This is a genomic window from Streptomyces sp. NPDC048258 (assembly GCF_043201995.1).
Lineage (GTDB): Bacteria > Actinomycetota > Actinomycetes > Streptomycetales > Streptomycetaceae > Streptomyces.
This window is the reverse complement of sequence record NZ_JBICZH010000012.1, coordinates 76,668-100,118: the sequence shown is the minus strand read 5'-3', so window position 1 is coordinate 100,118 and position 23,451 is coordinate 76,668. Positions and strand designations below refer to the sequence as shown.

Here is a 23,451-nt window from a genome sequence, read left to right as displayed (position 1 = left end):
CCTGAGGACCAGGTAGTATTTTCTCTGTCAGCAGGCGCCGCTAGCTCAGTTGGTTAGAGCAGCTGACTCTTAATCAGCGGGTCCGGGGTTCGAGTCCCTGGCGGCGCACCTGTCCTTCGGGCGGTTTCCGGTTCACCGGGAACCGCCCGAAGTGTTTTCCCCGACGTTTTCCGGGCCGACGCCCGCCGGAGCGTCGGCGCCCCGAGCGCTACAGCGTGAGCGACAGCAGCAGCGGCGCGGCCTTGCGGTTCAGCACCTCCGCCGCGGCACGCAGCCGGTGCGCGTGCTCGACCGGCATCGACAGGGCCAGGCAGCCCACCGAGGCCCCGGCCGTGATCGGGACGGCCGCGCAGACGGTGCCCACGGCGTACTCCTGGAGGTCCAGGACGGGCACGGTGGCCGGCTGGGCGTCCAGCTTGGAGAACAGGATCCGCTCGTTCACGATCGTCTTCGACGTGAGCCGCGCGATCTTGTGGCGGGACAGGTGGTCGCGCCGCCCGTTCAGGTCGAGCTGCGTCAGCAGGCACTTGCCGACCGCGCTGGCGTGCGCGGCGGAGCGGAAATCGACCCACTCGTGCACCTTCGGGGTACGCGGGCTGTCCGCGAACTGCGTGATCCTGACCTCGCCGTCCACGTACCGGCTGATGTAGACGGCCGCGCCGACCGAGTCCCGCAGCCGGTCCAGCGTCTCCTGCAGCTTGTCCGTCAGGGCCTGCTGCCGGTCGACGCCGGAGCCGAGCAGGACGAGGGAATCGCCTATGGCATAGGCGCCGTCGGACACCTGCAGTACGTATCCCTCCCGGCGCAGCATGAGCAGCATCGGGGCGAGATGGACTGCGGGCAGGCCGGTCTCACGCGCGATCTGCACGTCGGTCACACCGCCGGTGTGCCGTGCGATCGTTTCGAGTACGCGTAGTGCGTACTGCACCGAGTGGAACGGCGCGGTCGGCTCGGGCTTCAGCGCCACGGTTTCCCCCTACCAGGTTGTTACCGCTTGCCCTACCACGATAGCCATCAAGAGGCCCATGTGGAGCGCCTGTTGGGGAGATTGATGGCTCAATCATTGCCTCCTGCCTGGGTCTACGCCGCTGGCATATGCCATGGTCACGGGCGTCGCCCCGGTGTGCCGGGAATGCCCGGCGTCCGGCCATGGTTCGAATTCCTCGTACGGTGCCGTACGGGCGTCGTACGGACGTGAGAGCGAGACGGGAGCGACGATGAGTGACGCCGGGGACGCCAGGGACGCCGATCAGGACGCCGGTCGGCAGGAGGGCCGCGACGGGATCCGCGGCACCGCGCGGGGGCGGGCGCCCGTACCGCTCTCGGTCCTGGACCTCGTCACCGTGGGCGCCGGCAGCACCGCCCACGCCTCCCTGCGCACCAGCGTGGAGATCGCCCGGCTCGCCGAGTCCCGCGGCTACCACCGCCACTGGGTCGCCGAACACCATTCCATGCCCGGGGTCGCCAGCTCCTCCCCGGCCGTGATCCTGGCCCACCTCGCCGCGCACACCTCCCGCATCCGGCTCGGTTCGGGCGGGATCATGCTGCCCAACCACGCCCCGCTCGCCGTCGCCGAGCAGTTCGGCACCCTGGAGGCGCTCGCCCCGGGGCGGATCGACCTCGGACTCGGCCGGGCGCCGGGCACCGACGGGCGCACGGCCGCCGCGCTGCGCGGGCCCGGGCGGCTCGACGAGGCCGCGGAGGAGTTCCCCCGGCAGCTCGCGGAGCTCACCCGGTTCCTCGACGACGACTTCCCCGACGGGCACCCGTACGCCCGCGTGCACGCCGTACCGGGCCCGGTGCAGGGTCCCGTCGGGCGGCCGCCGCTGTGGCTGCTCGGCTCCTCCGGCTTCAGTGCCCGCCTCGCGGGCGAGCTGGGCCTGCCCTTCGCCTACGCCCACCACTTCTCGGCGGCCGGCACCCTGCCCGCGCTCGACCTCTACCGGCAGAGCTTCCGCCCCTCGGCCGTCCTGGACGCCCCGTACGCCGTCATCGGCGTCTCGGCGCTGGCCGCCGACACCGAGGCGGAGGCGCGCGCCCAGGTGCTCACGGGCGCGCTGTCGATGCTGCGGCTGCGCAGCGGGCGGCCCGGGCTGGTCCCGACGCCGCAGGAGGCGGCGGCGTACCCCTTCTCCCCGCTGGAGCGGGAATTCGTGGACGGCTGGCTCGCGAACATCGTCCACGGGACCGCCGACGAGGTCCGCGCCGGGCTCGACGACCTCGCCGGGCGGACGGGCGCGGACGAGCTGATGCTGACCGCCAACGCCCACAGCGGGGCGGCCAGGTTGCACTCCTACGGGCTCGTCGCAGATGCGTACGGGATGCCGGCGGCGGGCTCGGACCGGACCTGACCGCATACGAACGGGGTTTGGCTGGTTCGTTGCCGAAACCTTGCCGGAGCATGGCCTAAGGGATCCTTAAACCGCTCGTCACCCGGGGTGGCGAGCGGTTTTTGACGCGCGCTCAGGTCTCTGACGAGGGCGTTTGGCCCTTCAGTGGTCTAGTCCTTCTTTGGTCCAAACCATTGACTGGGGTGCGGAGTGATCGCTATCTCTTCTCTCACCTGAAGCTGATGCCCTCCCCTCCCACCCCCCGGAGGCAGTTCATGCACATCCGTAAACCCCTCATCGCGGCCGCCGCCACGGCCGCGCTGGCAGCCGGAGCGCTCGCCTCCTTCGCGGGATTCGGCACCGCCCAGGCCGCCGACGCCTCCGCCACCGTCAGCGCGGGCGGCGTGAAGATCGCCTACTACGACCAGTGGAGCGTGTACGGGAACGCCTTCTACCCCAAGCACCTCGACACCCGCGGCATAGCGGGCAAGCTGGACGTCATCAATTACTCGTTCGGCAACATCCACCCCACCGACCTCACCTGTTTCGAGGCGAACAAGGCGGCGGGTGACGACAACAACCCCAACGCCGGTGACGGCGCGGGCGACTCGTACGCCGACTACCAGAAGTCCTTCGGCGCGGCGGACAGCGTCAGCGGGGTCGCCGACACCTGGAACCAGCCGATCGTCGGCGTCTTCAACCAGTTCAAGCAGCTGAAGGCCAAATATCCGCACCTGAAGATCAACATCTCGCTGGGCGGCTGGACGTACTCGAAGTACTTCCACAACGCGGCGCTCACCGACGCCAGCCGCAAGAAGTTCGTCTCCTCCTGCATCGACCAGTACATCAAGGGCAACCTGCCGGTCGAAGGCGGCTACGGCGGCGCGGGCACGGCGGCCGGGATCTTCGACGGCATCGACATCGACTGGGAGTACCCCGGCTCTTCCGGCGGCCACCTCGGCAACAACTACGGCCCCGAGGACAAGGCCAACTACACGCTCCTGCTCAAGGAGTTCCGTACGCAGCTCGACGCCTACGGCGCGGCCAACGGCGGCAAGAAGTACCTGCTGACCTCGGCGCTCCCGGCCGGCCAGGACAAGATCAAGTACATCGAGACCGACAAGATCGGTCAGTACCTCGACTACGCCAACATCATGACGTACGACATGCACGGCGCCTGGGACGGCGACGGGCCGACGTACCACCAGTCCCCGCTCCAGCCCTCGGCGGGCGACCCGACCGACCCGATCGCGCCGGGCACCGAGAAGTACAGCATCGACAACGCGATCGACTCCTGGATCGACGGCAACGCGGCCTACGGCATCGCGGGCGGCTTCCCGGCCAACAAGCTGACCCTGGGCTACGAGTTCTACTACCGCGGCTGGAAGGGCGTTCCGGCGGGCACCACGAACGGCCTCGCCCAGTCCGCCACCGGCGCCTCCGGCGCCCGGCCCACCAGCCAGCAGGCCGGCATCGCGCTGTACAAGGAGCTCGGCGGGATCGTCGACAACCCGGCGACCACCTTCTGGGACGACCAGGCCAAGGCCTCGTACTTCTACAAGGACGGCGAGTTCTTCACCGGCCTGAACCAGCGGTCCGTCCAGGCCCGCGTCGACTACGGCAAGCAGCGCGGCCTGGCCGGCGCGATGATGTACTCCCTGCTCGGCCTGGACAACAACACCACGCTGCTGAACCAGATCTCGGACGCCCTCGGCGGCAGCACGCAGCCGCCGGTCACTCCCACGCCCACCGCGACGCCGACGGCGACCGCGACCCCGACCGCCACGCCCACGACCACCCCGCCGACCGGCTGCGGCTCGACCCCGGCGTACGTCGCGGGCACGGTCTACACCGGCGGCAGCGAGGTCTCGTACAACGGGCACAAGTGGAAGGCCCAGTGGTGGACGCAGAACGAGACGCCGGGCACCACCGGTGAATGGGGTGTCTGGAAGGACCTCGGCGCCTGCTGAACTCCCCCCACCCCGCGCCGAGCGACGGCCTGCCCCGCCCCCTCAGACCAGAGGGTGCGGGGCAGTTCCGTCGGACGGCGCGGGCGCGGGGGCAGCGGGCGCGGCGGCAGAGGCCGTAGTGGCAGCCGTGGCAGCGGTGGCGGCCGGAGCAGCAGCGGCAGCGGCGGCGGCCGCCACCTGGCGGTCGATCATGCGGGCGATCACGTCCGGGGCCACCGCGCGGGAGTAGAGCCAGCCCTGTCCCGTGTCGCAGCCGACGCGGCGCAGCCGGGCCGCCTGCCCGGCGGTCTCCACGCACTCCGCCGTCACCGTCAGGCCCAGCCGGTGCGCGAGCTGGACCAGCGCCTCGACGATGGTCTCGTCGGCCGGGTTCGGGTGGGTTCCCTCCTCGTAGCGGAAGCCCCGTACGAAGGAGCCGTCCAGCTTCAGTACGGAGACCGGCAGCCGGCTGAGGTAGGCCAGGTTCGAGTACCCGGTGCCGAAATCGTCGATCGCGATCCGCACCCCCATGTCGCTCAGCGCCTGGAGGGCCTGGAGCGGCCGGCCCGCCGAGCCCATCACGGCCGACTCGGTCAGCTCCAGCTGGAGCAGCTGCGGCGCCAGCCCCGTCTCGGCCAGGATCTCCGCGACATCGCCCACCAGGTCCGAGTCCCACACCTGCCGCACCGCGACGTTGACGGACACGAAGACCGGGGAGTCGCTGGGCTGCTCGATCTGCCAGCGCCGCGCCTGCCGGCAGGCCGTGCGCAGCACCCACTGCCCCAACTGGACGATGGATCCGTCCTCTTCCGCAATTCCGATGAACCGATTCGGCGTGAGCGTGCCGAACTGCGGGTGGTTCCAGCGCACCAGGGCCTCCACCCCGCGCACCGATCCGCTCTCCAGGTCGACCAGCGGCTGGTACTCCAGCTCGAACTCCCCCCGTTCGACGGCCGGCCGGAGGGTGGAGCTGAGCGCCTGCCTCGTCATGCGGTGCGCGTTGCGCTCCGGGTCGAAGAGGGTCCAGCGGGCCTTGCCGTCCGCCTTCGCCCAGTACAGCGTCGTGTCGGCGGCCTGCATCAGCCCGGTCGCCGAGGTCCCGGCCGTCGCCCGCTCCACCACCCCGATCGACGCGGAGACCGACAGCCGCTGACCGGCCAGGTCGAACGGCTCCTGGACGGAGGCCAGCACGCTGCGCGCCAGGTCCGCGAGCTGCTCGGTGCCGGTGGAGTCCTCGACGAGCAGGGCGAACTCGTCGCCCCCGAGCCGCGCCACCAGGTGCCCGCTCGTGCGCCCGTACCCGGACTGGTCGGCGCACTGGGTCAGCCGGGCGGCGACGGCGGCCAGCAGCCGGTCGCCGACCCGGTGGCCGAGCGTGTCGTTGACCGCCTTGAACCCGTCGAGGTCCAGGTAGCACAGCCCGATCCGGCCGGTGCCGCCGCCGTGGTCGTACGAGTCCGCCTCCAGGGCGGCGGAGAGCCGCTCGAAGAACAGCGCCCGGTTGGGCAGCCGGGTGACCGGGTCGTGCATCTGGAGGTGCCGCAGGCGCGCCTGGAGGTCGCGCCGGTCGCTGATGTCGGCGACGGACAGCAGGACGTCGCCGGTCCCGGGTACGGGCCCCAGGGTGACCTCGGTCCACAGCGAATGCCCGTCGGGGTGTTTGAGGCGGCGGGTGCAGCGCAGCCGGGCCTGCCGCCCGCGGAGCACCTCCTGGTACGCGGCCCAGGTGCGGGCCTCGGCGGCCAGGTCCACCAGATCGGCGGCGCACCGGTGGACGAGGGCGTGGGGCTCGGCGCCGAGCAGGCCGGCGAAGGCCTGGTTGGCGGCGACGACGTAGCCGTCGCGGTCGACGACGGCCATGGGGAGGTGGGCCGCGTTGAACGCGGCCCGGTAGTCGCGCCGTTCGGACTCGTCGCGCGACGGGGCTCGCGACGGGCTTGCCGTCGCCGACACTGCCGCGTGACGCTCCGTAATGGCCGATCGGATGCTGTCGGCCGCCGAACCGGTTCCTTCTGAGGTTCCGCTCACCGTTGGCTCCCGCAGTGCTCGTGAGTGTCCGTGCAGGAAAGTGTGCCGATCATAGAGGCTGCCGGGAGGCCCCATCCAGCGGCGTCGCCGCGCGAGGGGCGGGAGTTCGGCGTGATGACGGATTGGCGGCCGAAGCGCGCGCGATCGTTTCTGCGCGGCTCTGAGCGTGCGGAGACGGCTGCTGATCTCGCGTGATCGGTCGTGACGTTCTGTAGGCAGTCGCGTGAATCCCGGGGGTCACCGGCTTGCCGTATTGCTCACTCGTGTGGGGCAGCGGAACAGGGCATTAGTAAGACAAGCGCCTCAAGGTGGACGAGATGGTACGAATCCACCACCGGAGGTCGATGTGCCGCGACAGGAGACACCCGGGGGAGTGGAACGCTCCCGCATCCGAAGCGCGGCGGCGGCGCTCACCTCCCTGACGGCGCTCGCCGCCATGTCGCTCGTCGCGGGACCCGCGGTGGCCGAACCCGGGTCCGGGCCCTGCGCGCTGACCCGTACCGACGCCCACCACTCGCTGGGCCTCGACTCGTGGAACCGCGCCTACCCGAGACCCGAGCGCACCCTCAACGCGGTCATGGTCTTCCTCTCCTTCCCCGACCACCGGACCACCCTGCGGCCGGAGGAGATCGCCGGCGACTACTTCCCCGCGACCAGCGACTTCTTCGAGAAGGCCTCGTACGGTCGCTTCAACCTGGTCCCGCACCCGCAGAAGCAGTGGATCCGGATGCCCAAGCCGTCCGTCGCGTACGGGATACACCGCGACTGGGCCCCCGAGGACCGGGCGGCGTACCTGCGGGACGCGGTGGCCGCCGCCGACCCCGGGGTGGACTTCGCCAAGTACGACGTCGTCTACTTCGTCGCCGACCCGGACGCGCCCGGGGTGGACTCGGACGCCACGAAGGTCGTCAACTTCGACCGTCCGATCCGCGCCGACGGCACGGACCTGCGGCGGATCGTCACCGTCTTCGAGCGGCATCCGCCGGACCGCAACGTGCTCGCCCACGAGACCGGGCACGTCTTCGACCTGCCCGACCTCTACCACCGGCCGACGGACGGCAAGGGCGACTGGGACACGTACGTCGGCGACTGGGACGTGATGGGCAGCCAGTTCGGGATGTCCCCGGACCTCTTCGCCTGGCACAAGTGGAAGCTGGGCTGGCTGGAGGCCGCTCAGGTGGACTGCGTGCAGTCGGGCTCCTCGCTGCACACCCTGCTGCCGCTGGCGGAGGCCCCGGCGACGGGCGGTACGGGCGGGACCCGGCTCGCGGTGGTCCGTACGGGCCCCGGCAGCGCGATCGCCGTCGAGGCGCGGGGCTCCGCCGGCAACGACGGGGACACCTGCACGGAAGGGGTCCTGGTCTACCGGGTCCGCAACGAGGCGGCCTCGGGCGGCGGCCCGATCGAGGTCCTGGACGCCCATCCGTCGACGGAGGCGTGCTGGGACCGCTCGGTGTACCCGCCGCTGGCGGACGCGCCGCTGGAGGTGGGCGAGACGTACACCGTTCCGGGGGAGCGGATCACCATCGAGGTGGCGGACCGGACCCGGTCGGGCGCGTACACGGTGAAGATCACGACGTGACGGAGGGGACGGAGGGGATACGAAGAAGGCCCCCACTCGATGAGTGGGGGCCTTCCTCCGTCTGTGCGCCGCCAGGGACTCGAACCCCGGACCCGCTGATTAAGAGTCAGCTGCTCTAACCAACTGAGCTAGCGGCGCCTGCTGACGTCGTAGACATTAGCATCCGGATCCGCGGAACGAAAAATCGATATCCGCAGCTCGGGCGGCGCGGACGAAGGCCCAGAGGAGGGCCTCGGGTCCGGGCAGCCAGGGCAGGCGCGCGTCGGGGGCGACCAGCCAGCGCGAGGGGCCGGGGGTGCCGGTCAGCGGCGGCACGGTGACGGCGTCGCCGAGTCCGTGGCACAGCGGCGCCGGGACGGTACGGGAGCCTCCCCACTCCTCCCACGCCAGCAGGGCGGGCAGCCGGTGGGCGGTGCCGGCGGCCGCGAAGAGCAGCATGCGGCCGCGGTGCACGGCGACCGGGCCGGAGCCCGGACCCTGGGCCCGGAGCAGGTCCACGATGCGGCGGCCGAGGACGACCGGGACGTTGACGACGTCGAAGGCGTTCCCGCAGGGCAGCACGGCCGGCGCGGTGGGCCGGGCCTCCCAGGCCGCGAGCGTGCTCCGCGGGTGGGCGCACGCGGAGACGAGCCAGGCGGCGCCCTGCGGGGTGACGTGGGTCGCGGGCGCGGTGCGTACGTCGTGGGCGGGGCAGCCGGCGGCGGTCGTCAGGGTTGTCATATGCCCAGGTGTACTGGGCGTAACGGGCCGGTTTCCTGGAGTTAGCGGAAACCGGGACAGGATGGGTGTTGCTGGGGTATGTTCCGCCGGTCCGCTGCCAGTCCGCTGCGCTTGGCCGTGCGGGTGTCGGCGGGTGCCGCGCCGTTGTGGGGGGCTTCGCCCCCGAACCCCCGCGCCTCAAACGCCGGCGGGGCTGGACTTGGCCGGTGCCGCGCTGCCTGCGCGCAGCGCAAGCTCGGCCCCGCCCTGCGCCGCGCGCACCCGCAGGCTGACGTCGGCCCAATCCAGCCCCGCCGGCATTTGAGGCGCCGCCGGAGGCAGCAGGAAGCCCCGCCGGCGATTGAGGCGTGGGGGTCCCCCCGGATGGAGTCTGGGGGAGGTCCGGGGTGGAGCCCCGGGAGCTTGCGCGGCCGCCCGGGCGGGATTTCTCAGAGGGTGTCCGGGCCTCGTTGGAGGGATTCGCCGAACTCGATCATCTTGCGGGCGTAGTCCTCTGTCCACTCCGCCTGTTCGGCGATCACCGCCGGCGAGAGCCGGTCGAACCGCCGCGGGTCCGCCAGCTGCGCCGCCGCAAGGGCCTGGAACTCCACCGCCCGATCCTGCGCCGCTCTGAAGGCCAGCGTCAGCTCGGTCGCACGGGCCAGCAGCTCGCGAGGGTCCTCGATCGACTCCAGGTCGAAGAAGTGCTCCGGGTCCGTGGCGGCCTCCGAGGGCTCGAAGAGCAACGGCGCGGGCCGCAGCCTCCGCTCGGTCCGCTCGGGCTCTGCCATGCGCGTCCTCCTGCTGCGTGCGAAATCCTTCCGGGCCACCGTCCATTGTCCAACGCCGCGCAAGAGCGCACAGCGGCCGGGTGGAACACCCGTACGGCCGATGAGGTGCGGGAGGAGGCCGACGGGCCCAGTGGCGGGGGAGTCGACCACGTGATCGGCCGCGGGGTGTTCCCTCGGCGGTCCGTCACACCGTGACGGCCTCCGCGGCGCGGCGCGCGGCCAGCTCCGCCACGTCGTCGAGCACGCCGGCCAGCTCACCCGCGAGCCCCTCCGGCGCGGTGAACCCCTCCGGCCCGACCAGCCCGGAGATGCCGGGGATCGCGACGGACCGCTCGGCGGGCCGCATGCCGAGCCGGTTGAGCACGGGCAGCAGCATCTCGGCGGCCGGGGCGCCGCCGGTGGGGCCGGCGCTGTAGCTGACGAGGCCGACCGGCTTGTCCCGCCACTCGCTGTAGAGGAAGTCGATGGCGTTCTTGAAGGGCGCGGTGAAGCCGCCGTTGTACATCGGCAGGACGAAGAGGAAGGCGTCCGCGGAGTCGACCAGGGCGCTCCAGTCGCGGGTGTGCTGGTGGGTGTAGACGCCGGTGGAGGCGTACTCCGGCTCGTCCAGGAAGGGCAGCGCGATCTCGGCGAGGTCGACGGGCGTGACCTCGAAGCCGCCCCGCGCGCGGACCTGCTCGGTGACCCACCGGGACAGCGGGCGTCCGGCGGACGTGGGGCGGGTGGCGGCGGAGATGACGTGCAGGCGGGTCATAGGAGTGGGCTCCCCGTTCGGTGCGGTTGTTGATGTGTCACCTATAAAACCCGCGAGTGCGTGACATGTCAACCAGATAGGTGATGTGTCATCAATCTGATTAGAGTGCCCCCATGACCGCACCCGAGCCCCGCTGGCTCACCGAGCCCGAGATGGACGCCTGGTACGCCTGGCGGCGGATGTTTCCCCTGGTCAACGCCGGGATCGCGCGCGACCTCAACCAGGACAGCGGCCTCTCCGAAGCCGACTACGACGTCCTGTCGGTGCTCGGCTCCACGGAGGGCCACCGCATGCGGATCAGCGCCCTGGCGGTCCTGATGCAGTGGTCGCGCAGCCGACTGTCCCACCAGCTCACCCGTATGGAGCAACGGGGCCTGGTCCGCCGTGAGGAGGTACCGGCCGACGCCCGGGGCGCGGAGGTGGTCCTGACCGAGGCCGGCCTGGGCACGATCACCTCGGCGGCCCCCCTCCACGTGGAGTCCGTACGCCGCCACCTCATCGACATCCTGACCCCGGAGCAACTGCGCACCCTCGCCGAGGTGGGCGAGGTCCTGCGCACCCGCATGGGCATCGAGCGGAAGGCCTAGGAGGGCTGGCGGGGCCTCGATCGCGCTGCCAGAGCGGGCGGGGATTTCAGTGCCTCTTGAGTGAGACCCACGCGCCCTGCCCACCTAGAGGCGCATGGGGTCCCGAATCACCCTTGCCTTATGGTCGCCACCGGACGCGGTGGTTCGACCAGAAGTCCCACGTGGCCATCATCGCCTCCCAGCCGTCCGGGAACTTGACCGTCACCCCCAGCTGAACCGGCTCCGTCGAGGGGTGGTCGTCCAGGAGTTCCGCTATGCCCGCCCGGGCCACGACCACGCAGGCGTGCCGGTGGCGGGAGGCCAGCACGCACAGGCGGCCCGTCTCCAGGTGGAAGGCCGTCGCGTCCGGGCGGCCCGACAGGGGGTGGAGCACCACGGTCAGGTCGTACTCGCGGCCCTGGAGGCGGTTCGCGGTGTCCACGGTCACCCCGGTGACGCCCAGCGAGGCCAGGGCCGCACGGATCGCGGCCGCCTGGTCGCGGTGGGCGGTGCCCACCGCGATGCGGTCGGCCGTCAGCGGAGCCGGCCCCGAGGACTGCTCGTCGGAGGTCACCGCCCCGCGGTCCAGGGCCCGGCGGACCACCAGGGCCACCGCGTGGACCGCCTCCGGGTCGGTGCGCGGGGTGTGCCGCGCGGGCAGTTCCAGCAGGCCCCAGCCCGCTTCGGCGGCCTCGTCCAGGACCCGGTCGGGGCCCGACCCGTCCGAGGGGACGCCGTACGAGAGCCGCCGCTCGCCCGGGCCCGTACCGCTGCGGAACTGCGTGTACGGGTAGAACGCCCGCGAGACCAGCGGCGCGGCCGTCGCAGGGAGTCGCCAGGACACCGGCAGCCGGTGCTGCGGCAGCTGCGGGTTGTGGGCGAGCAGGGTGGTCACCGCCGAGGCGGACGGGTCGTAGGACAGGCCCGCCCACTGCTCCGCGCCCACCACGCTGAAGGGGTCCAGCTGCCCCGGGTCGCCCACGAACAGCGCCCGGTCGAACAGCCCGGCCACGGCCAGCAGCGCGTCGGAGCGCATCTGGTACGCCTCGTCGACGATCGCGTGCTCCCAGGGCTCGGCGTCCTTGACGAAGGCCCACTTCGCCGCCGTGGAGATGGTGATCGGCAGCTCCGCGAGATCCCCGGGCTTGGCGGAGAGCGTCACCGAGGGCAGCTCGCGCAGCGCGGGGTCGTAGGCGTCCCCGTCGCTGCTGTGCAGCCGGCCCACCTTCAGCTCCGGGTCCTTGTCGGCGAGCCGCAGCACCAGGTCGTCCACCTGCGCGTTGGTCTGTGCCACCACCATCAGCCGGCGCCCGGCCGCGGCGAGCTCCCGGGCCGCCCGGACGACGAGCGTGGACTTGCCGGCCCCGGGCGGGGAGTCGACGACCACGCCCCGCTCGGTCCCGTGCAGGGTGTCGTGCAGGATGGCGGCGGTCGCCTGGGCGGCCGCGGCCCCCGGGTCGAAGGAGTTCACAGCACGTCCTCGGCGGTCACGGGGTCGGGCAGTGCGGGCGCGGTCAGGTGTCCGGGCGGGCCGCCGTGCGTCCACGGGGTCTGCTCCGGGTCCGGGAGCTTCGGGCCGCCGCGCGCGTCGTGCTCGAAGAGCGTCCAGCACACCCGGTCGCCCTTCTCCGGTACCGAGCCCGGCTCCGGATCCCTGCCGCGGCCCATCTTGTCCAGCAGCCGCAGCACGAGCTGCCCGTCCTCCTCGTAGCGTACGAAGGCGGCGGACTGCGGGCGACCGTCCAGCGAGCGGAACACCTTCCCGCCGCCGCCCTCCGCGAGCTGCGGCCGGTCCTCCGTGGCCACCGTCACCAGCGGGCGCGGACTCGGCCGCTTCGACTCCGTCCACTCCATCACCACCTCGGTGACCTCACCGGCGAAGGCCTCGCCCGTCAGCCGCCGGCCCGCCATCACCAGGGGGTCGTCCAGCGCCTCCTGGGCGTCGAGCCGCACCTGCTCGGTCTCCCGCGTGGCCAGCTTCTGCGCCGCCGTCACCGCGTCGTCGCGGCGCGGCTGCGGGGGCTCGCCCGCCCGCACCCGGTCCCGGTGGCCGGTGTACGACCAGCGGTCGCGCGTCCAGCGCTCGTCCGCGCGCTCGCCCGGCGGCAGGCCGCGGAGCAGGTCGATCGCCTCCCACGTCATCCACCAGGTGCTCGACATCTGGGACACGACCAGCCGGCGCACGGTCTCCTCGGCCGTCCGCACCTCGCGGTCGTCGTCCTCGGGCCGGGCCGCCAGGGCCGCGCGCGCCGCGTCGTAGCGGGCGATCGCCGGGGCCAGCAGCTTGTTGTCGAAGGCCGGGTCCGTCGCCGGACCGGCCGGCGGGCACAGCAGCTGGCCGTCCCTGTCGCGGCCCAGCTCCGCCTGGAACGCAGCCTCGGCCCCCGACCGGCCCTCCGGCGGGTCGATCCAGCCCAGCAGCGCGCCGAGGTGCTGGTCCTCCAGGTTGCTCTGGCCGGTCGCCCAGTGCCGGGACAGCAGGTCCGTCGCCGACAGCAGCATCGAGGACCCGGGCACCCGCGAGCGCTCGGCGAGGTGGGTGAACCAGCGCCCGAGCATCGGCACCCGCGCGGGCGCCGGATACGGATTCTCCGGATCCTCCTCGGCCGTCCGCCGGAACCGCATCGACCGCCCGAGCAGCCGCACGTACTCGATGCCCGCCCGGCTCGGCACGATCAGCTGCGGCGCGTCCACGCACAGCTCGGTCTCGACCTTGACCCTCTTGCCCGTCTCCGGGTCGGTCTCGCTGCGCTCGGCCGGTTCCACGGCGTCCGCGTACGCGTCGATGTGGGCCAGCACATGGACCGCCAGGTCGGCGAGGAACGTCCAGCGCAGGTCCCGGTCGCGCGGCTGGGGTATCACGAACACCCGCGGCTCGTGCCGGTCGGTCCCGACCATCGCGCCCAGCGGAGCCCCGGCCTCACCGGCCGTGGTCAGCGGCACGAAGACCATCGGCGTCTCGCCCAGGTGGCGGTGCCGGACGGTCGCGAGCGGCTGGGCGCGGCCCGCGCGGACGGCCTCCAGCCGGGCCAGGGTGCTCAGCAGGGGCATTCGGGGGCCTCCGGGACGTGGTGCGGAGGAGGAGCGGCGGCGCACTCCAGCGCCTCGGTGCGCAGCCGGGCCGCGCGGTGCAGGGCATCGGCGGTCGGATCCTCGGCGCAGCCCTTCCCGGCGGCCGCCGCGAGGGCCGCCTCGACGGTGGTCAGCGCGCCCAGCTCACCCCGTACGGAACGGCCCAGCGCGGTCACCTCGTCCGCTGCGCGGGCCTGCTCCCGGCAGTGGAAGGCCAGCTCGCAGGCGGCCAGGCACTCGGGGGCGTAGGCGGCGTCCACCGCGGAGACGGCTTCGGCCAGCTCCTCGGCGGTGCGCGCCGGGTCGAAGCTCAGCCCCTCGGGCAGCGCCGCGGCCAGTTCCTCGACCCGGGTCAGCCGGTCCAGCTGGCGCCGGGTCACGGAGCGCTCGCGGCGGATGTCGACGGGCGCGGCGGTGGGCAGGTTGGAGAAGTCCTTGGGGCAGACCAGCAGCACCGTGTGCCCGACCTCGGCGCCGGCCAGCTTCTCGGCGGTCTTCTCCAGGGCCAGCACGTAGACGGCGGCCTGGCGGGCGGCGGCGCCCACCTTCGCGGCGTCGGCGGCCCCGTCGATCATCGGGAAGGACTTGATCTCCACGACGGTCCAGCGGCCGTCGGGATGCACGACGACGGCGTCCGGCTCCAGATAGGCGGGGGAGCCGGCCACCTCCAGGGCCAGCATCGGGTGGTCCAGCAGGGTCCAGGCCCCGGTGCCGCGCCCGGTGGTCGTGGCCTCGCGCAGGGCGAGCGCGGTCCGCGCGGCGCGGCCCTCGGGGCCGGCGGCGGTCAGGTCGGGGACGTGGGCGGCCGGGCCGGGGGGCTCGGACCCGGCGCCGAGGTGCTCGTACACCAGCCGCAGCAGTTCGGCCCCGCCGTCGCCCTTGACCTTGGCCTCGAAGGAGTTCCCGCGGACGATGGCGAACTGCGACTGCCCGAAGGGGGCGGGGGAGCCGAGGGCCGAGGCGAGGGCGGTCTTGTCCACGCCGGCGCCGTCGAGCAGGGCGCGTCTGCCGCAGCCGGGGTTGGCGGCGAGGGCCGCCAGCGCCCGGGCGTCGAGCGGGCGGGGCGGCACGGCCGGACCGCGCAGGCCGGCGAGCCGCTGCCGCAGTGTCGTCTGCGGAGCGCTGCTGGGCGGGTAGGAGCTCACGGGCGGAAGTGTCCCATCCGCCACTGACAATCGTGGACTTACGGCGGAAAGCGGCGGTGAGCTGCCCGCCGTTCATGTGTTGGATGATGTACGGACGACGGAATCAGCGTAAAAGCGCGCGAACTCTGACAAAACCGTACCGGGAGAACTCACATGGCCCCCCGCATCCTGCTGGCCCGCCACGGCCAGACGGCGTGGTCCCAGCTCGGCAAGCACACCGGACGCACGGACGTGCCCCTGCTGGAGGAGGGCAAGCGGGGGGCGGAGCTGCTCGGCGAGCGGCTGGCCCGCGACCCGTGGAAGGGCCTGCCCGGGGTCGAGGTCCGCACCAGTCCGCTGGTCCGCGCGAGCGAGAGCTGCGACCTGGCGGGCTTCGGCGTCCAGGCGGAGCCGTGGGACGCGCTGATGGAGTGGGACTACGGGGACTACGAGGGCATGACGCCGGCCGAGATCCAGGCGGTCCGGCCGGGCTGGCTGATCTGGCGGGACGGGGTTCCGGGCGGCGAGTCCGTCGCCGATGTCGCGGCGCGGGCGGACGAGGTGGTCGCGTGGGCGCGGTCGGCGGAGCGCGACGTCCTCGTCTTCGCGCACGGGCACATCCTGCGGACGCTGGCCGCGCGCTGGCTCGGCTTCGAGGCCTCCTTCGGCGCCCGGATCCGGCTGGAGCCGACCTCGCTGTCGGTGCTCGGCTGGGCGTACGGAGCCCCTGCGCTGGAGCGCTGGAACGACACCGGTCACCTCGACGCGTAGCCGGGCGCGGCCGCCAGGCCTGCCGGCCCCGCTGCGCGGCCCTTCCGGGCGCTGCCCGAACCCGCGCCTCGATCGCCGGCACGGCTCAAAGACCGGGGCTCCGCCCCGCACCCCGCGCCTCAAACGCCGGCGGGGCTGGGTTGGGCCTGGCGGGGTCAGGGTCGGGGTGCGGCCCCGTGCCTGGCGCCTCAAACGCCGGCGGGGCCGGGTTGGGCCTGGCGGGGTCAGGGTCGGGGTGCGGCCCCGTGCCTGGCGCCTCAAACGGCGGCGGGGCTGGATTTGGCTGATGCCGGCACGGCGGGGCGCGAGCCGGCCCCGCCGGCAGTGGTGCGTCAGGCGGTCGCGTGTCGGGTGAGGAACGCGCCCACGCGGGGTGAGGGCTGGTGGGGGACCAGGGCGCGGGCCGTGTCCGAGAGCATGGACCGGACCCGGGTGGACTGGACCTCGGTCAGGAGGTCCAGCACCCGGCCGCCCGCCCAGGCGGCCTCGTCGGGGGCTCCCGCGTGGGCCAGGTCACCGGCGAGTTCGGCGGTGTAGAGGGCCACGTTCCGGGCGAAGTGCGGATCCTGGAGGTCGGCGGCGCGCCGGGCGTGCCGCGCCGCGCGGGCGTGCTCGCCGAGCGCCGCCCAGCACCTGGCCTCCAGCGATTCCAGCTCGGCCTCGCCGAAGAAGGACATCCACTCGGGGTCCGCGCCCGTCTCGCCCCGGGAGAACTCGGTGTGGGCCCGGGTCAGCGCCTCCTCGCAGGACCGGCGTTCGGACAGTCCGGCCCAGCCGCCCGCCTCCCGGAGGGCCAGCAGGGAGAGCAGCCGCGGCGAGCCCAGCGAGCGGGCGGCGCGGCGGCCCGCCTGGGCCGCCCGTACCGCCTCGCGGGAGCGGCCGCAGTCCCGGGCCAGGAAGGCCATGTTGCTGAACGCGTGCGCCTCCAGGCCCGCGTCCCCCGACACCCGGGCCGTCGCCAGGGCCTCCGCGTAGTGCGAGCGGGCGTCGTCGAACCGGCCGGAGTCATGGGCCAGCCAGCCGACCGAGACGGCCAGTTCGCCGGCGCCCGAGTGCAGCCGGTCCTCGGTGGACTGCCGGGTCGCCCCCGCGTCGAGCAGCGCGTAGGCGGCCCGCAGCGGCTCGGCGGCCCTGCGGTACAGGGCATCGGCCCCGTGCCTGTCGTCGAGCAGCCGGATCTGGCGTACGGCGTCCTCGACGGCCGCGGCCTCGGACTCGCCGGCGCGGGAGGGCAGTCGGCGGGTGTCGCCGAGCAGGGTCAGGCCGATCGTCGCGGCCGCCACGGTCGCGGAGCCGCCCGCCATGAACGCGCGACGCAGCACGTCGCTCTCCTTGGAACTGGTGAGGTGGGAAGTGGTGCGGGGGTCGCGCTGCGCGGAGCGGCCGCGTACGGCCTCGCGCGGTGAGAAGCCCAGGTCGGCCAGGGCGCGGCCGGGGAACATATGGAGGAAGACCCGTTCATACGCGTAGTTGGGGCAGCGGATCTCGCCGGACTCGACGCGGCCGATGTAGCGGGCGTCGCAGGAAACCGTTTCTCCGATCTCCTTGGCCGCCCGGCGCACCAGCGCCGCGAACTCGGCCGGGGAGTGCTGCCCGCGCAGCCGCCGGAACGTGGAGTTGGGTGAGTGGGGGGACGCCGCCATGGACGTGGCCTCTCTGGCAAGGAACGCAGCGCCGGTGCGTGACGTGTGAGGGTGTGGACCGGCGCGCATGAACGTACCGCCAGCGAGGGGACGTTCACGCGGTTATTGGCTACAAAACGGATATCTCACCCACGATCCGCCATGAACTGCCATCCTTTGCAGCGTCTTGCCGCCGCACCCGTTGACGTTCCCGTGCGTTGAACCCATGCGGAGTGGGAGGCGACTGACCGCTCCCGGCTCGTACGCGGATCGAGGAGGGGTTCCCTTGGTGGAGGCCGGCATGGAGAGCACTGGAACGAACACCGCGCCCGAGCCCGGTGCGACCGCGACCGCCGCTCCGGACCTGGTGACCGTGCCCACCCGGCAGGGGCTGGAGGCGGTGGACATCATCCGCCGGGCCGCGAGTCAGGTGGCCGGCGGGGTCGGGCCCGTCCTGCACGACGGATCCGGCGACACCCTCGGCTTCCTCGTCCCGCCCGGCACCGCCGACGCCTGGGACCTGCCCGGCAGCGCGTGTACGCAGACCAACGGGCGCGGGATGCGCTTCGGCGACCAGGCCTCGCCCATCGCGGGGGACACCGGCTGGCTGCTCCCGCCGGAGGCCGTCGGGCCGGTCACCGACCCCGAGGTGCTGCGCGCGGCGCTAGGCGAGGCCGCCCGGCTGATCGAGGCCGCGGACAACTGCCGCTGACGACCGGCACTGACCACCACCGCTGACGACCGGCACTGACCACCACCGCTGACGACCGGCGACCACCACCGCTGACGACCAGGCCTGACGACCACCGCTGACGACCAGGCCTGACGACCACCGCTGACCGGCGACAATGGGTGGGTGGCGAGCAAGGACAGAGGCAAGGGCAGGGGCAAGGCCGAGCAGCGAGGCAAGGCCGATCAGCGCGGGCGCGGCGGCGCCGAAGCGGTTTCCGGGCAGGTGGCCGGAGGGCGGGCGGAGCTGGAGCCCGACCGCGAGCGCGCGGACGCCTGGACCCTGCTGATCGACGGCGCCCCGCAGTCGCACGTGGACCTGGCCGACCCCGGGTACCTGGACTTCGCGTACCAGCGGCGGATCGGCCACCTGATCGACCTCGTCGCGCCCGCCCGGCAGCCCCTGAACGTCGTGCACCTGGGCGGCGGCGCCTTCACCCTCGCCCGCTACACCGCCGCCTCCCGCCCCCGCTCCACCCAGCAGATCGTGGAGATCGACGCCGAGCTGGTGGCGTTCGTACGGGAACACCTGCCGCTGGATCCGCAGGCGCGCGTCCGGGTCCGCGCGGTGGACGCCCGGGCGGGCCTGGCCAAGGTGCCGGACGGCTGGGCGGACCTGGTGATCGCGGACGTGTTCAGCGGTGCGCGCACCCCGGCGCACCTGACGAGCACCGAGTTCCTGGACGACGTACGCCGTGCCCTCGCGCCCACCGGCTGGTACGTGGCCAATCTCGCGGACGGCCCGCCGCTGGCGCATCTGCGGGGGCAGGTCGCGACGGCCGCGACCCGCTTCGCCGAGCTGGCGCTGGCGGCTGATCCGGTGGTGTGGCGGGGCAAGCGCTTCGGCAACGCGGTGCTGGTGGCGGCCGACCGTGAGCTGCCCGTCGCGGAGTTCACCCGCCGGGTCGCGAGCGACCCGCACCCGGGGCGGGTCGAGCACGGCCGGGCCCTGGCGGACTTCACGGGCGGCGCCGCGCCGGTCGCCGACGCCTCGGCGGTGGCCTCGCCGCAGCCGCCGCCCTCGGTCTTCCGGTAGCTCTTCCCGTACAACGAGTTCGTAGTGGTGGGACGATCCCGGCGGACCCCAGGGGCCTGCCTAGGGGTCGACGATCTCCACCGCCGGCGGGTGGTCGTGCCAGGTGCAGAAGACCGACACCTCACGGCCGTCCCGGGTGAAGGTGACCCGGATCCAGAAGTCCTGCTTCCACACCTGCATGCGCCAGCCGGCCGCCGGGGTCGCGGAGACCAGCTCGGCCGAGGAGGTGCCCAGGTCGAAGACCGCCCGGCCGCCGGAGACGGGGTAGGCCTTCACGTTCCCCGAGGCGCCCGCGTCCGGCTGCGGGTACGGGCTCGGGCCCGGCGGCGGCTTCGGCGAGGAGGGGGACGGGGAGGGCGACGGGGACCGCGTGGGGCTCTGCGAGGCCGACGGGGTCGGGGAGGGCGCCGGGGACGAGGGCGGGGGCCCGTCCCGGTGGGTCGAGGAGGACAGCGGCCGCGTGGCCAGCGGCACCGCGAGCGGAGGATCGTAGGCCGTGCCGGACATGACGGAGTGCACGCCCCACCACGACAGCGTCACCGCGGCCCCGGTCGCCAGCGTCCAAGCCATGGCGTGTACAAGTCCTCTTCGCATCAGGCGACATACTGCACCACCCGCCACAAGAGTGTCCCGACACCCCGGGGGGTCCCCCGAATGGGCTACCGTGCGGGCCATGGCAAGTGTGCTCGTGGTCGAGGACGACCAGTTCGTACGTTCCGCCCTCATCCGGCACCTGACCGACGCCTCGCACACCGTGCGGAGCGTCGGCACCGCCCTGGAGGCCCTGCGCGAGGTCGCCCACCACCGCTTCGACGTGGTCATCCTCGACCTCGGACTGCCCGACCTCGACGGGTCGGAGGCGCTCAAGATGCTGCGCGGCATCACCGACGTACCGGTGATCATCGCGACCGCGCGCGACGACGAGGCGGAGATCGTCCGGCTGCTCAACGACGGCGCCGACGACTACCTGACCAAACCTTTCTCCGTGGAGCACCTCTCGGCCCGGATGGCCGCCGTCCTGCGCCGCTCGCGCGCCGCCGCCGGAGCGGAGCCCCCCTCGCGCGTCCTGCGCGTCGGCGGTCTGGCCATCGACCCGCTGCGCCGCCAGGCCGAGCTCGACGGGGCGGTGCTGGACCTCACCCGGCGGGAGTTCGACCTGCTGGCCTTCCTCGCCGGGCGGCCCGGGGTGGTCGTGGCCCGGCGCGAGCTGCTCGCCGAGGTCTGGCAGCAGTCGTACGGGGACGACCAGACCATCGACGTCCACCTGTCCTGGCTGCGCCGCAAACTCGGCGAGACGGCCGCCCGCCCCCGCTACCTGCACACCTTGCGGGGTGTCGGGGTCAAGCTGGAGCCGCCCCGGTGATGCCGCGATGAGGTGGGCCCTGGTCAAGGTGTGCCTCGCGGTCACGGCCATGGTGGTCGTGGCCTTCGCCGTGCCGCTCGGGCTCGTCGTCCAGGAGATGGCCAGCGACCGGGCGTTCTCCAACGCCGAGCGGCAGGCCGCCACCATCGGGCCGACCCTGTCCATCACCACCGACCCGGCGCAGCTGCGCAAGGCGGTGGAGTCCACGCAGATGGGCGCGGCCCGGCGGATGGCCGTCCACGTGCCCGCCATCGGCGACAGCGAACCCGTGGACGTCGGCGAGGGCCGGGCGGGCGAGCACGCCGTCGCGGAGACCCGGCGGATCGGGCGCGCCACCACGACGAAGGTGGCGGGCGGGGGCTCGGCGCTGCTCCAGCCGACCGCCCTGGGCTCCGGGGACATCGCGGTGGTGGAGGTCTTCGTACCGGAGAGCGAGGTCAGCAACGGCGTCGCGACCGCCTGGCTGGTGCTCGCGGGCGTCGCACTGGCGCTGATCGTGGGCTCGGTGGCCGTCGCCGACCGGCTCGGCGCCCGGCTGGTCCGGCCGGCCGAGCGGCTCGCGGACGCCGCCCACCAGCTGGGCGAGGGCCGGCTCGGGGCCCGGGTGCCGGAGGGCGGCCCGAAGGAACTCCGGTCGGCGGCCGTCGCGTTCAACGCGATGGCGGACCAGGTGGTGGAACTCCTCGCCAACGAGCGGGAACTGGCCGCCGACCTGTCGCACCGGCTGCGGACGCCGCTGACGGTGCTGCGGCTCAACGCGGCCTCGCTCGGGGACGGTCCGGCCGCCGAGCAGACCCGCGCGGCGGTGGAGCAGCTGGAGCGCGAGGTCGACACCATCATCCGTACGGCCCGCGAACAGCGCGCCCCCGCCACCGCGGGCGGCGGAGCCGGCGCCGGATGCGACGCCTCCGAGGTGATCCGCGACCGGATGGCCTTCTGGTCGGCGCTCGCGGAGGACGAGGGCCGCGAGGTGCGGCTCGCGGGGGTGGACCGTACGGTACGGATCCCCGTGGCACGGCCCGAACTCGCCGCGGCCCTCGACGCCATGCTCGGCAACGTCTTCCGGCACACCCCCGAGGGCACCCCCTTCGCCGTCGACGTCCACGACGCCTCGGACGCGGTCATCGTGCTCGTCTCGGACGCGGGGCCCGGTATCGCCGACCCGGACGCCGCCCTGCGCCGCGGCAACGACGGCGGCCGGGACGGCTCGACCGGCCTGGGCCTGGACATCGTGCGCAGGGTCGCGGAATCGACCGGCGGCGACGTCCGGCTGGGGCGCTCGGTGCTCGGAGGCACCGAGGTGCGGGTCTGGATCGCCCTGGACGACCGGGCCCGCGGCCGCGCGGGCGGCGTGCGCACCCGGCACGGCCGGCGCAAGCGGCGCAGCAACTGACGTAACGGGGGAGGGCCGGGGGCGCGCCTCGCGGGCGGTATGTCCCTACGTCGGTACGGTCCGCGGCATGGACACCCTCATCTTCGGCGGCCTCCTCGCCACGCTGATCGCCATGTACCGGGAGTCGTCCCGGACGGTCGTGCTGGGCGCGTGGTGGACCATGCTGCTCGCCGTGATCCTGCTGATGGCGCACCACATCACCAGCGGCCTCGCCCTGACGCTGAGCTACTGACGGTGGCCGTGATGCACAGTCTCCTCGCGGAGGAGACACCGACGGGCGGCCTGCTCGGCCGCGCCCAGTACTGGTTCGCCTGCCTCTTCGCCATCGGCTGGACGGGTGTGGTCTGCGGCGGCCTCTTCTACCAGTTCGGGCTGTGGGAGTACCCCTGCCCGCTCTGCATCGTGCAGCGGATGTTCATGCTGCTGGCCGCGATGGGCGCGGCGTACATCGTCCGGACGGCGCTGGCGCACGGCGCGGTGACCGGCCGCGACTACATGATGGGCTGGGGCCTGTCCCTGGTCGCGGTGATCGCGGGGTCCTTCGCGTCCTGGCGGCAGACGATGCTGCACGTCCTGCCGGGGGACAAGGGGTACGGGAGCGAGGTGCTCGGCCTGCACCTGTACGCGTGGGCGTGGATCCTCTTCCAGGCCTCGGTGGTCGCCATCGGCATCGCTCTGGCCTTCGCCCACTCGACGGCCGACCCCTCCGTCCCGGCGACCGGGCCGGGGCCGCTGCGGACGGCCGGGTTGTTCGTACTGGGTTTCCTGGGCCTGGTGATCGCCGTCAACCTGGTGGCCGTCTTCTTCGAGGAGGGTTTCCACTGGTTCCTGCCGGACGACCCGAACCGGTATCAGTTCCTCTACGACGTGGGGATCCTGGACCAGGCAGCGCCCCCTGGCGCCGGACACCGCTGACCGGAAGGAATCAGGCATGCGCTACGCAGTCCTCGGCACCGGGATCGTCGGCCGGACGGTGGCCGCCCGGCTCGCCGAGCTCGGCCACGACGTGGTCATCGGGACCCGGGACCCCGCCGCCACCGCGGCCCGCGACGAGTACGCCGACTGGCAGGCGGGGCAGCCGCGGGTGCGGCTCGCCGCCTTCGCGGAGGCCGCGGGGGAGGGCGAGACCCTGGTCAACGCCACCGGCGGGCAGGTCAGCATCGCCGCCCTGACGGAGGCGGACGCCGCGCACCTCGACGGCAAGGTCCTGATCGACATCGCGAACCCGCTCGACTTCTCGCAGGGCTTCCCACCGAGCCTGGACCCGGTGAACACCGACAGCCTGGGCGAGCTGATCCAGCGCACCTTCCCGGGACTGCGGGTGGTCAAGACGCTGAACACGATGAACTGCCGGATCATGGTCGACCCGGCCCGGGTCGCGGGCGAGCACCACGTCTTCCTCTCGGGCGAGGACGCGGACGCGAAGAAGGCCGTACGCGAGCTGCTCCACTCCTTCGGCTGGCCGGAGCGGAGCATCCTCGACCTCGGCGGCATCGAGACGGCGCGCGGCGCCGAGATGGTCCTCCCGGTCTGGCTCCGCCTGATGGGCACCCTCGGCCACACCGACTTCAACTTCCACATCCAGGGCGCCTGACGGGCCCGGCCCCTGCCCCGGACGGGGGCGCAAATGTTGCCACGCCCC

General features: G+C 73.2%; 21 protein-coding genes, 2 tRNA genes and 1 pseudogene. 13 read left to right on the top strand and 11 right to left on the bottom strand.

Features of this window, described 5'->3' with window-relative positions; translation table 11 throughout:
• The first annotated feature begins 34 nt into the window (after positions 1-34).
• Positions 35-108 (top strand) — tRNA-Lys (locus ACGFYQ_RS26060).
• 100 nt (positions 109-208) lie between these two features.
• Here the strand turns inward: ACGFYQ_RS26060 and ACGFYQ_RS26055 are convergent.
• Positions 209-967 carry an IclR family transcriptional regulator C-terminal domain-containing protein gene (locus ACGFYQ_RS26055; protein WP_362391974.1) on the bottom strand — a complete coding sequence of 253 codons (759 nt, stop codon included), beginning with the start codon at positions 965-967 and terminating at the stop codon, positions 209-211.
• Between the two features lie 250 nt (positions 968-1,217).
• On the opposite strand from ACGFYQ_RS26055, the gene ACGFYQ_RS26050 reads away from it, so the two are divergent.
• Positions 1,218-2,351, top strand: coding sequence for an LLM class flavin-dependent oxidoreductase (locus ACGFYQ_RS26050; RefSeq protein WP_393747805.1), 1,134 nt, complete (start codon positions 1,218-1,220; stop codon positions 2,349-2,351).
• Positions 2,352-2,605: 254 nt separating this feature from the next.
• Positions 2,606-4,300 (top strand): glycosyl hydrolase family 18 protein, encoded by a 1,695-nt coding sequence (locus tag ACGFYQ_RS26045; RefSeq protein WP_393747803.1) that lies wholly within the window; start codon positions 2,606-2,608, stop codon positions 4,298-4,300.
• A gap of 42 nt (positions 4,301-4,342) precedes the next feature.
• Here the strand turns inward: ACGFYQ_RS26045 and ACGFYQ_RS26040 are convergent, their stop codons facing one another.
• The gene (locus tag ACGFYQ_RS26040; RefSeq protein ID WP_393747801.1) at positions 4,343-6,307 is read right to left on the bottom strand and encodes a putative bifunctional diguanylate cyclase/phosphodiesterase; all 1,965 of its coding nucleotides are present in this window, start codon (positions 6,305-6,307) and stop codon (positions 4,343-4,345) included.
• A gap of 346 nt (positions 6,308-6,653) precedes the next feature.
• Between ACGFYQ_RS26040 and ACGFYQ_RS26035 the strand changes: the two genes are divergently transcribed.
• Entirely contained in the window at positions 6,654-7,889 is a 1,236-nt protein-coding gene (locus ACGFYQ_RS26035; RefSeq protein ID WP_393747799.1) for a M6 family metalloprotease domain-containing protein, read from the top strand.
• A 64-nt stretch (positions 7,890-7,953) separates the two neighbouring features.
• Here the strand turns inward: ACGFYQ_RS26035 and ACGFYQ_RS26030 are convergent.
• The 4 genes and pseudogenes from ACGFYQ_RS26030 to ACGFYQ_RS26015 form a co-directional block, all read right to left on the bottom strand.
• A tRNA-Lys gene (locus ACGFYQ_RS26030) sits at positions 7,954-8,027 on the bottom strand.
• A pseudogene (locus tag ACGFYQ_RS26025) lies at positions 8,018-8,609 on the bottom strand (hypothetical protein). The gene ACGFYQ_RS26030 and the pseudogene ACGFYQ_RS26025 overlap by 10 nt, the downstream one beginning before the upstream one ends.
• Before the next feature lie 428 nt (positions 8,610-9,037).
• Entirely contained in the window at positions 9,038-9,379 is a 342-nt protein-coding gene (locus ACGFYQ_RS26020; RefSeq protein WP_393747797.1) for a hypothetical protein, read from the bottom strand.
• A 184-nt stretch (positions 9,380-9,563) separates the two neighbouring features.
• Complete coding sequence (locus tag ACGFYQ_RS26015) at positions 9,564-10,133, bottom strand: NADPH-dependent FMN reductase (RefSeq protein ID WP_393747795.1); 570 nt, start codon at positions 10,131-10,133, stop codon at positions 9,564-9,566.
• A gap of 113 nt (positions 10,134-10,246) precedes the next feature.
• Between ACGFYQ_RS26015 and ACGFYQ_RS26010 the strand changes: the two genes are divergently transcribed.
• On the top strand, positions 10,247-10,720 hold the full coding sequence (locus ACGFYQ_RS26010) for a MarR family winged helix-turn-helix transcriptional regulator (RefSeq protein ID WP_393747793.1): 474 nt from the start codon (positions 10,247-10,249) through the stop codon (positions 10,718-10,720).
• Positions 10,721-10,838: 118 nt separating this feature from the next.
• Here ACGFYQ_RS26010 and ACGFYQ_RS26005 read toward each other — a convergent pair whose 3' ends face one another.
• From ACGFYQ_RS26005 to ACGFYQ_RS25995, 3 genes are read right to left on the bottom strand one after another with little or no spacing between them, the layout of a single operon-like run.
• Positions 10,839-12,170 (bottom strand): AAA domain-containing protein, encoded by a 1,332-nt coding sequence (locus tag ACGFYQ_RS26005; RefSeq protein ID WP_393747791.1) that lies wholly within the window; start codon positions 12,168-12,170, stop codon positions 10,839-10,841.
• The gene (locus ACGFYQ_RS26000; RefSeq protein ID WP_393747789.1) at positions 12,167-13,750 is read right to left on the bottom strand and encodes a hypothetical protein; all 1,584 of its coding nucleotides are present in this window, start codon (positions 13,748-13,750) and stop codon (positions 12,167-12,169) included. The genes ACGFYQ_RS26005 and ACGFYQ_RS26000 overlap by 4 nt, the downstream gene beginning before the upstream one ends.
• The gene (locus tag ACGFYQ_RS25995; protein ID WP_393747787.1) at positions 13,738-14,916 is read right to left on the bottom strand and encodes a hypothetical protein; all 1,179 of its coding nucleotides are present in this window, start codon (positions 14,914-14,916) and stop codon (positions 13,738-13,740) included. The genes ACGFYQ_RS26000 and ACGFYQ_RS25995 overlap by 13 nt, the downstream gene beginning before the upstream one ends.
• A gap of 153 nt (positions 14,917-15,069) precedes the next feature.
• On the opposite strand from ACGFYQ_RS25995, the gene ACGFYQ_RS25990 reads away from it, so the two are divergent.
• Entirely contained in the window at positions 15,070-15,666 is a 597-nt protein-coding gene (locus tag ACGFYQ_RS25990; protein WP_362391952.1) for a histidine phosphatase family protein, read from the top strand.
• A gap of 332 nt (positions 15,667-15,998) precedes the next feature.
• Here the strand turns inward: ACGFYQ_RS25990 and ACGFYQ_RS25985 are convergent, their stop codons facing one another.
• Complete coding sequence (locus ACGFYQ_RS25985) at positions 15,999-17,309, bottom strand: tetratricopeptide repeat protein (protein ID WP_393747785.1); 1,311 nt, start codon at positions 17,307-17,309, stop codon at positions 15,999-16,001.
• Between the two features lie 280 nt (positions 17,310-17,589).
• Here ACGFYQ_RS25985 and ACGFYQ_RS25980 point away from each other — a divergent pair, with 280 nt between their 5' ends.
• Positions 17,590-18,000 carry a hypothetical protein gene (locus tag ACGFYQ_RS25980; protein WP_393747783.1) on the top strand — a complete coding sequence of 137 codons (411 nt, stop codon included), beginning with the start codon at positions 17,590-17,592 and terminating at the stop codon, positions 17,998-18,000.
• A 144-nt stretch (positions 18,001-18,144) separates the two neighbouring features.
• Positions 18,145-19,053, top strand: coding sequence for a spermidine synthase (locus ACGFYQ_RS25975; protein WP_393747781.1), 909 nt, complete (start codon positions 18,145-18,147; stop codon positions 19,051-19,053).
• Positions 19,054-19,113: 60 nt separating this feature from the next.
• On the opposite strand, the gene ACGFYQ_RS25970 is transcribed toward ACGFYQ_RS25975, so the two are convergent.
• Positions 19,114-19,647, bottom strand: a complete 534-nt coding sequence (locus tag ACGFYQ_RS25970; RefSeq protein WP_393747779.1) for a hypothetical protein — start codon at positions 19,645-19,647, stop codon at positions 19,114-19,116.
• A 79-nt stretch (positions 19,648-19,726) separates the two neighbouring features.
• Between ACGFYQ_RS25970 and ACGFYQ_RS25965 the strand changes: the two genes are divergently transcribed.
• The 5 genes from ACGFYQ_RS25965 to ACGFYQ_RS25945 all read left to right on the top strand — a co-directional run bounded on the left by ACGFYQ_RS25965 (position 19,727) and on the right by ACGFYQ_RS25945 (position 23,403).
• Complete coding sequence (locus ACGFYQ_RS25965; protein ID WP_388560754.1) at positions 19,727-20,416, top strand: response regulator transcription factor; 690 nt, start codon at positions 19,727-19,729, stop codon at positions 20,414-20,416.
• A gap of 7 nt (positions 20,417-20,423) precedes the next feature.
• Entirely contained in the window at positions 20,424-21,809 is a 1,386-nt protein-coding gene (locus tag ACGFYQ_RS25960) for a sensor histidine kinase (protein WP_393747776.1), read from the top strand.
• A gap of 67 nt (positions 21,810-21,876) precedes the next feature.
• Complete coding sequence (locus tag ACGFYQ_RS25955; RefSeq protein WP_393747774.1) at positions 21,877-22,041, top strand: DUF5993 family protein; 165 nt, start codon at positions 21,877-21,879, stop codon at positions 22,039-22,041.
• 11 nt (positions 22,042-22,052) lie between these two features.
• Complete coding sequence (locus tag ACGFYQ_RS25950; RefSeq protein ID WP_393747772.1) at positions 22,053-22,724, top strand: disulfide bond formation protein B; 672 nt, start codon at positions 22,053-22,055, stop codon at positions 22,722-22,724.
• A 16-nt stretch (positions 22,725-22,740) separates the two neighbouring features.
• Positions 22,741-23,403 carry an NADPH-dependent F420 reductase gene (locus tag ACGFYQ_RS25945; protein WP_393747770.1) on the top strand — a complete coding sequence of 221 codons (663 nt, stop codon included), beginning with the start codon at positions 22,741-22,743 and terminating at the stop codon, positions 23,401-23,403.
• The last annotated feature ends 48 nt before the right edge of the window (positions 23,404-23,451 follow it).

Coding starts and splice junctions, on each gene's coding strand:
- ACGFYQ_RS25990 (WP_362391952.1), top strand. CDS start 15,070: ATGGCCCCCCGCATCCTGCTGGCCCGCCACGGCCAGACGGCGTGGTCC.
- ACGFYQ_RS26015 (WP_393747795.1), bottom strand. CDS start 10,133: ATGACCCGCCTGCACGTCATCTCCGCCGCCACCCGCCCCACGTCCGCC.
- ACGFYQ_RS25985 (WP_393747785.1), bottom strand. CDS start 17,309: ATGGCGGCGTCCCCCCACTCACCCAACTCCACGTTCCGGCGGCTGCGC.
- ACGFYQ_RS25945 (WP_393747770.1), top strand. CDS start 22,741: ATGCGCTACGCAGTCCTCGGCACCGGGATCGTCGGCCGGACGGTGGCC.
- ACGFYQ_RS25980 (WP_393747783.1), top strand. CDS start 17,590: ATGGAGAGCACTGGAACGAACACCGCGCCCGAGCCCGGTGCGACCGCG.
- ACGFYQ_RS26020 (WP_393747797.1), bottom strand. CDS start 9,379: ATGGCAGAGCCCGAGCGGACCGAGCGGAGGCTGCGGCCCGCGCCGTTG.
- ACGFYQ_RS26050 (WP_393747805.1), top strand. CDS start 1,218: ATGAGTGACGCCGGGGACGCCAGGGACGCCGATCAGGACGCCGGTCGG.
- ACGFYQ_RS25960 (WP_393747776.1), top strand. CDS start 20,424: ATGAGGTGGGCCCTGGTCAAGGTGTGCCTCGCGGTCACGGCCATGGTG.
- ACGFYQ_RS25970 (WP_393747779.1), bottom strand. CDS start 19,647: ATGCGAAGAGGACTTGTACACGCCATGGCTTGGACGCTGGCGACCGGG.
- ACGFYQ_RS25955 (WP_393747774.1), top strand. CDS start 21,877: ATGGACACCCTCATCTTCGGCGGCCTCCTCGCCACGCTGATCGCCATG.
- ACGFYQ_RS26000 (WP_393747789.1), bottom strand. CDS start 13,750: ATGCCCCTGCTGAGCACCCTGGCCCGGCTGGAGGCCGTCCGCGCGGGC.
- ACGFYQ_RS26045 (WP_393747803.1), top strand. CDS start 2,606: ATGCACATCCGTAAACCCCTCATCGCGGCCGCCGCCACGGCCGCGCTG.
- ACGFYQ_RS25965 (WP_388560754.1), top strand. CDS start 19,727: ATGGCAAGTGTGCTCGTGGTCGAGGACGACCAGTTCGTACGTTCCGCC.
- ACGFYQ_RS25950 (WP_393747772.1), top strand. CDS start 22,053: ATGCACAGTCTCCTCGCGGAGGAGACACCGACGGGCGGCCTGCTCGGC.
- ACGFYQ_RS26010 (WP_393747793.1), top strand. CDS start 10,247: ATGACCGCACCCGAGCCCCGCTGGCTCACCGAGCCCGAGATGGACGCC.